The sequence below is a fragment of the Saccharothrix sp. NRRL B-16348 genome (assembly GCF_001280085.1).
GTDB lineage: Bacteria > Actinomycetota > Actinomycetes > Mycobacteriales > Pseudonocardiaceae > Actinosynnema.
Genome location: NZ_LGED01000039.1, coordinates 1 through 5,887, shown reverse-complemented (window position 1 = coordinate 5,887; position 5,887 = coordinate 1). Strand labels below are relative to the sequence as shown.

The 5,887-nt window shown below is 66.8% G+C and carries 6 protein-coding genes and 2 pseudogenes; 6 read left to right on the top strand and 2 right to left on the bottom strand.

Annotated features, from left to right (window positions below; genetic code table 11):
• Positions 1 to 306 (bottom strand): annotated as a pseudogene (locus ADK67_RS50540) (hypothetical protein); the annotation flags it as partial.
• 136 nt (positions 307 to 442) lie between these two features.
• On the opposite strand from ADK67_RS50540, the gene ADK67_RS48740 reads away from it, so the two are divergent.
• The 5 genes and pseudogenes from ADK67_RS48740 to ADK67_RS54555 all read left to right on the top strand — a co-directional run.
• Positions 443 to 1,693: a helix-turn-helix transcriptional regulator gene (locus tag ADK67_RS48740; protein WP_197289323.1), complete on the top strand. Its 1,251-nt coding sequence runs from the start codon at positions 443 to 445 to the stop codon at positions 1,691 to 1,693.
• Positions 1,686 to 2,234: an NUDIX hydrolase gene (locus tag ADK67_RS07080; protein WP_053715584.1), complete on the top strand. Its 549-nt coding sequence runs from the start codon at positions 1,686 to 1,688 to the stop codon at positions 2,232 to 2,234. The genes ADK67_RS48740 and ADK67_RS07080 overlap by 8 nt, the downstream gene beginning before the upstream one ends.
• A gap of 573 nt (positions 2,235 to 2,807) precedes the next feature.
• Positions 2,808 to 3,893: an asparaginase gene (locus tag ADK67_RS07075; protein ID WP_331459251.1), complete on the top strand. Its 1,086-nt coding sequence runs from the start codon at positions 2,808 to 2,810 to the stop codon at positions 3,891 to 3,893.
• Positions 3,880 to 4,338, top strand: a complete 459-nt coding sequence (locus ADK67_RS07070) for a PPC domain-containing DNA-binding protein (protein ID WP_053715582.1) — start codon at positions 3,880 to 3,882, stop codon at positions 4,336 to 4,338. The genes ADK67_RS07075 and ADK67_RS07070 overlap by 14 nt, the downstream gene beginning before the upstream one ends.
• 158 nt (positions 4,339 to 4,496) lie before the next feature.
• Positions 4,497 to 4,661, top strand: a pseudogene (locus ADK67_RS54555) (hypothetical protein); the annotation flags it as partial.
• 60 nt (positions 4,662 to 4,721) lie between these two features.
• Here the strand turns inward: ADK67_RS54555 and ADK67_RS07065 are convergent.
• Complete coding sequence (locus ADK67_RS07065) at positions 4,722 to 5,090, bottom strand: DUF6355 family natural product biosynthesis protein (protein WP_157619982.1); 369 nt, start codon at positions 5,088 to 5,090, stop codon at positions 4,722 to 4,724.
• A 182-nt stretch (positions 5,091 to 5,272) separates the two neighbouring features.
• Between ADK67_RS07065 and ADK67_RS07060 the strand changes: the two genes are divergently transcribed.
• A partial coding sequence (locus tag ADK67_RS07060; protein WP_082403278.1) for a class I SAM-dependent methyltransferase occupies positions 5,273 to 5,887 on the top strand: 615 nt, incomplete at its 3' end.

Below are 5,887 nucleotides of genomic sequence, written 5' to 3'. Positions count from 1 at the left end.
CGTCGCCCGGTTGAGCAGCTGGATCGGCGTCACGTGCGGCTGGAAGAACCGGTGCCCGGTCAGCAACGCGGCCGCCTCCTCCTCGCCCATCAACGCCACTGGCACCTTCATCCCGTAGTTGTCGAACAGGTGCCGCACGCAGTACCCGCAGTTCAACGGGCACCCGATGATCCAGTTCAGGCTCAACCCCGACTTGCGGTACTCGACCACCTCCAGCAGCTCCGGCCGCACCCGCACCCGCTCCGCGGTGCTGAGCAGCCGAAGACCGGACCTGCGGATGCGCTCGGCTCGAGCCAGCGGTCGCATGACTGCACCTGCCTTCCGTGATCACCCGAATCACCCTGGGGACATTCGACCCGGACCAGCTACGATCACGGAACGGGGCAAATCGATTACTAGGCGTTTTGCCCCCTTATTTGCCCCCCGCCGCAGCGGAGCCACCATGACCGACCACCGCTCGACAGACTCCGACACCACCGCCGCGATCCGACTTGCCCTTGAAATCAAACGTCGACGCGAAGAAGCAGGGCTCAGTCAGTCACAACTCGCTCGACGAATCGGCTACACCCGCCAGTACGTCTCACTCGCGGAGCGCGCCGGGCACAACCTGCCGTCGGTTGAAGTCGTCAAGGCCGTCGACCAGGCGCTCGACGCGAACGGGCAACTTCTCGCCCTCCGCGAACAAGCCAAAACGGAACAGCAGAAACGGCGCAGAGGTACACGATCGATCGGGCCCGTCGAGAGCCCGTCGGACGGCTCGGGTGTCAACCCGTGGGTGCTCGCGGACACGCTGACGCGATCCGATATCACCGGCACCGCACTGGATCACATGGAACGAGCGGCCTCCCTGTACGCACAGCGATACCCCGCGATTCCGCCGAACGCCCTCTGGCCGTCCGTGTCCGGCCAGATCACCCGGATCAACGACGTGCTGTCCCGCCCGCAGCCGCAACGCGTGCGTCGTCGTGTCGCGTCGTTGTTGGGTCTGCTGACCGGTATCGCCGGGAACCTGTGCCTGGACCTCAACCGTCAGGACGAAGCTGTCGGGTACTTCGACGTGGCCGAGTTGGCCGCCCTGGAGGCCGAGGCGCCCGACCTCGCCGCCTGGGTCTTCGCAGTCCGTTCGCTCGGCCCGTTCTACAGCGGGGACTACCGCTCGGCGGCCGAACTGCTGGCTCGCGCCGACCTGGAAAGCGCGTCGTCGAGCCCACGACGCCGTGCCTGGGTGAGTGCACTCCTTGCACGAGCCCATGCCGCGATGGGCGACACCCGAGCCAGTCTCCAAGCGCTCGACGCGGCCCGCCGCCACGTGGAGGCGATCACCGACCCACCCCAGGGCACCGACTTCTTCGACGGTGCACGCCTGGACGGCATCGCGGGCAGCACCTACCTCCTGCTGCGTCAGACCCAGCCCGCCACGTCGTTGCTGCGCGCCGCGCTCGATCGGCGTGCCGACGACGATGTCAAAGGACGGGCACTGCTCGGCCTGGACCTGGCCGAGTGTCATCTCCACGACGACGAGCCGGTGGAGGCGGCGCGGTTGGCCATCACCGCCTTGGACTCGGCGGATAACGCGATGGTCGAACCGATTCTGACCCGGGCACACGCCATCCGGGACCTGATGGTTCGCTCAGTCGGCCTGGCCGGCACACGAAGCCTGGACGCCAGGCTGAAGGAGGTCACGCGTGACTGACGATCCGACACGGTGGACAGTCCGGGGCACCCGCAGGGTCTACGCCTCCGAGTGGGTCAACGTCGACCTCGACGACGTCGACATTCCGGGCGGACCACGCTTCGAACACCACGTCCTACGCTTCCCCCGCGCCTCCACCGGTGCCGTCGTCACCGACCGGGAACACGTTCTGCTCCTGTGGCGACACCGCTTCACCACCGACACCTGGGGCTGGGAAATCCCCGCCGGATGGTCCGAACAGGGCGAGGACCCCGCCGAAGCCGTCGTCCGCGAGGTCCGCGAAGAAACCGGCTACGAACCCCACGACATCACACCCCTAATCACCTACAGCCCCATGACCGGTATCAGCAGCCAGCAGTACCACGTCTACCTGGCCCGAGCCGCAACCCTGATAGGCCCACACGAGGCCGCCGAAGTGAGCCGAGTGGAATGGACCCCGGTGTCCGACCTGCCCAGGCTCATCGCCACCGGACAGATCACCGACGGCCCCTCACTGACCGCACTTGCCGTGTACCTCACCACCACAGGGCCACACCACTAAATCCAGACCCAAGCTGACCGCGGCGCGGTAGACGAGGACGCCGCCACGCCGAACATGAATTTCGAGAGACCATCCCCCGTCGCGCGGAGAGAACGCGTAGACCTGCGAGAACTGCCCGGAGTTCTCCGGACCACCTCCGTTCGCGCGGGGAAGAGGTGGTGTTGACCGGCGGGCTCAACCTCGACATGGGTATCGACCACCTCCAGCAGCTCCGGCCATAAACGCACGCGCTCCGCCGTGCTGGGCAGCCGAAGACCCGACCTGTCGATGCGCTCACATCCAGCCAGTGGCCGCATGACCGCACCTGCCTCCCTCGACGGTCGGAATCACCCTGGGCGTGCACTCCCGGCGCGAGCCCATGCCGCGATGGGCGACACCCGAGCCAGTCTCCAAGGGCTCGATGCGGCCCGCCGCCACATGGAGGCGATCACCGAACCGCCCCAGGGCACCGACTTCTTCGACGGTGCACGCCTGGACCGCTGGAAGGGTTTGACCGGGCCTGCCGGCTCGTCGGGAGGACCGCGCATCCTGCGGACTAGAGTTCGCTGACCACCTGGCCCAGTCCTGGAGAGGATGCCCGTGTCGTCTGAAGCCGTGATGGCGCCCGTTCGTCGCGTCGCAGTCGTCGGCCTGGGCGGAACGATCGCGATGACAGCGACCCCGGGTGGCGGTGTCGTGCCGGCGCTGTCCGCCGAACAGTTGGTCGCCGCGGTACCGGGCTTGGCGGAGATCGGTGTCGACGTCGAGGTGGTGGACTTCCGTCGTGTGCCAGGTGCGTCGTTGACCTTCGATGACCTGTCGGCCTTGGCCGACGAGGTCCGTGACCGATGCGCCGCGGGGTTCGACGGGATCGTGGTCACGCAGGGCACCGACACCATCGAGGAGACCTCCTACTACCTCGACGTGCGGCACGCGGTCCCTCAGCCGGTCGTGGTGACCGGCGCCATGCGCAACCCCACCCTGGCCGGCGCCGACGGCCCCGGCAACCTGCTCGCCGCCATCCTGACCGCCGCCGACCCGACTGCCCGCGGTCTCGGTTGCCTGGTGGTGTTCGCCGACGGGATTCACGCCGCCCGCAGGGTCCGCAAAACGCACACCACCAGCACCTCCACTTTCCGATCCCCTGATGGCGGGCCACTCGGGTACCTCGTCGAAGGCCGCCCGCAGATCGTCAACAGACCCGCCGACCGTGCAGTTCTGCCCGACATCCACAGTCGTGCCGATGTGCGGGTGGGAGTCGTCACGGCAACTCTCGGTGACGACGGGACCCTGCTGCAGACCGTGGCCCACCGGCTCGACGGTCTCGTCGTGGCGGCGTTCGGCGTCGGACACGTCCCCGCCACGTGGGTACCACCGCTCGAACAGATCGCCGACCGCATCCCCGTCGTCCTCTGCTCCCGCACCGGCGCCGGACCCGTGCTCGTGGCCACCTACGCGTTTCCCGGCTCCGAACGCGACCTGCTGTCCCGAGGGCTTGTCCGCGCGGGCTTCCTCGACCCACTCAAAGCGCGCATCCTCCTGCACGGTCTACTCGCTGCCGACGCCGACTCGAAGACCATCGCGGCGGCGTTCGCCGCGGCCGGCGGCCACGGCACACCCGACGACTGGCCCTACCCCACGACCGCGACCGGACAAGGAACCCACCGTGCGCAGCCATGAACTCACCCTCGGGCGCAGCTTCGGGGTCGCCTTCGACCACGGTGACGACTTCTTCACCGCCCTCGCCGAATTCTGCGACCACCACCAGGTCCGGCACGCCTACATCCCCAGCTTCATCGCCGGCTTCAGCGAAGTGGAGATCGTCGGCACCTGCGAGAAACTGCAGGATCCACTGGCCCCGGTCTGGTCCAAGGTTCACCTCGCCAACGTCGAAGCCTTCGGCGGCGGCACCCTCGCCTACGACCACACCCACGATCGGGTCCACCCCCACATCCATGTCTCTGTCGGCCTCAAGGAACACAGCGCCACCGGCTACACCAGCCATCTCCTCAACGCACAAGTCCAGTTCCTCACCGAAATGCTGGTCATCGAGGTCGTACGTCCAGAACTCACCCGCCGTCGCAATCCCGATCTCTACGACGTCCCGCAGCTTCACTTCGGCTAACGGTGCCTCTGCGGATCGATCTACCGCAGTGTCAGAATTCCACGTGGAAATCGCGGTGAGGCTTCGATGTTGCCGACGTCGATCGTTTCGACGAGAGGCAGCAACCTGGTCGACGAGCTTGGAAATGTCGACCTACGGCGGCGTGCGGGGTCAACTGTGTTGAGATGGCACTCGAGGGCGGACGCTTCGCGCTCCGTGACAGCAAGAAGCCACAGGGGCGGGTGCTGACCTGGCCGACGGACACGCTCCGCGTCTCGTCGCGCTATCACGGAGACTTCTTTGGGGCGCTGAATCGTCCGGTGTTACGGGACGGGGTTGATTGATCTGCCAGGACGGTGTCGAACCCCGGCAGGGAGGGGACACCGTCCTGGCACTTCGGGACGTCAGACCGGCGGTTGGGTGGCGGAGCAGATCTGGAGGCCGTCGGACGCGGTGATCAGTCTCGGTTGGATCGGGACGTGGTAGGCGTACTTGACCTCGTTGCTGGGGAAGAACCTCAAGGTGCCTCGGGGGCCGACGCAGGTGTGGTAGCTGTCGAGGGTGGTGTCGACTCGGATGAGGATGAACGTGTCGGCGCAGTAGGTGTAGAGGGATGTCGCGCCGTTGTGGTGGTCGGGGTTGACGTGCTCGAAGCCGCAGCCGATTGGCAGGGGCGCGCTGTGGACGCCGGTCGAGGACGTGGTGGTGAGGGCGGAAACGGTGGTGGCTATGAGGACGAGTGTGTGACGTAGTTTGGTACGGATCGCGGTCATGGTGATCACCCTTTCTAGATTCGATACCGGAGTGGTGATCACGAGCATCCTGCGGCCGTTGTGGTGGGAACAGGATTCTGTCTTTCCGAATAGGAAGGAATAGGGCGAACCGGGTAGCCCATGTGGGTGACTGGTGCGTGGCGGCTGGGTCCGTGTGACGGGCGTGCTGGTAGATGTCGGGTATGAGCTTCGGTGTCGAGGTCGGGGAGATGGTTCGGGCGAACCGGGCGAACTGGGACGCACGGACGCCGGTGCACGTGGCGAGTGAGTTCTACGCGGTGGGCAGGCGCGATCCGCGGAGTTGGTTCGCCCCGTTCGAGTGGGCTGATCTCGGAGAGCTCGCAGGTCGGGAGTTGGCGCATCTGCAGTGCCACGTCGGGGCCGAGACGATCGCTTTCGCGCGGCAGGGAGCTCGTGTCACCGGGTTGGACTTCTCGGCGGCGGCCGTCGTCGAAGCGCGGCGTATCGCCGCCGAGGAAGTGTCGAAGATCGAGTACGTGGAGGCCGACGTCCACGACGCTGTGGCACACCTCGGTGCAGGACGGTTCGACGTCGTCTACACCGGCAAGGGTGCGTTGTGCTATCTGCCGGATCTGCCGCGGTGGGCGGTGACGGTGGTCGAGCTGCTCAAGCCGGGTGGGTTCGTGTACATCGCGGAGTTCCACCCGTTGCTCAACGCGCTGGGGCCCAAGCCGGGGCCGGGTGAGGGGCCGGAGTTGTTGCTGCGGCACGACTACCTGGAAGGGCGTGGCGCGATCGAGCGTGACGCGACCTACACCTACACCGATGGTCCGGCC

Bases quoted from the DNA above. Each gene is read 5' to 3' on its own strand.
- ADK67_RS48740 (WP_197289323.1), top strand. From the start codon at position 443: ATGACCGACCACCGCTCGACAGACTCCGACACCACCGCCGCGATCCGA.
- ADK67_RS07075 (WP_331459251.1), top strand. From the start codon at position 2,808: ATGCCCGTGTCGTCTGAAGCCGTGATGGCGCCCGTTCGTCGCGTCGCA.
- ADK67_RS07065 (WP_157619982.1), bottom strand. From the start codon at position 5,090: ATGACCGCGATCCGTACCAAACTACGTCACACACTCGTCCTCATAGCC.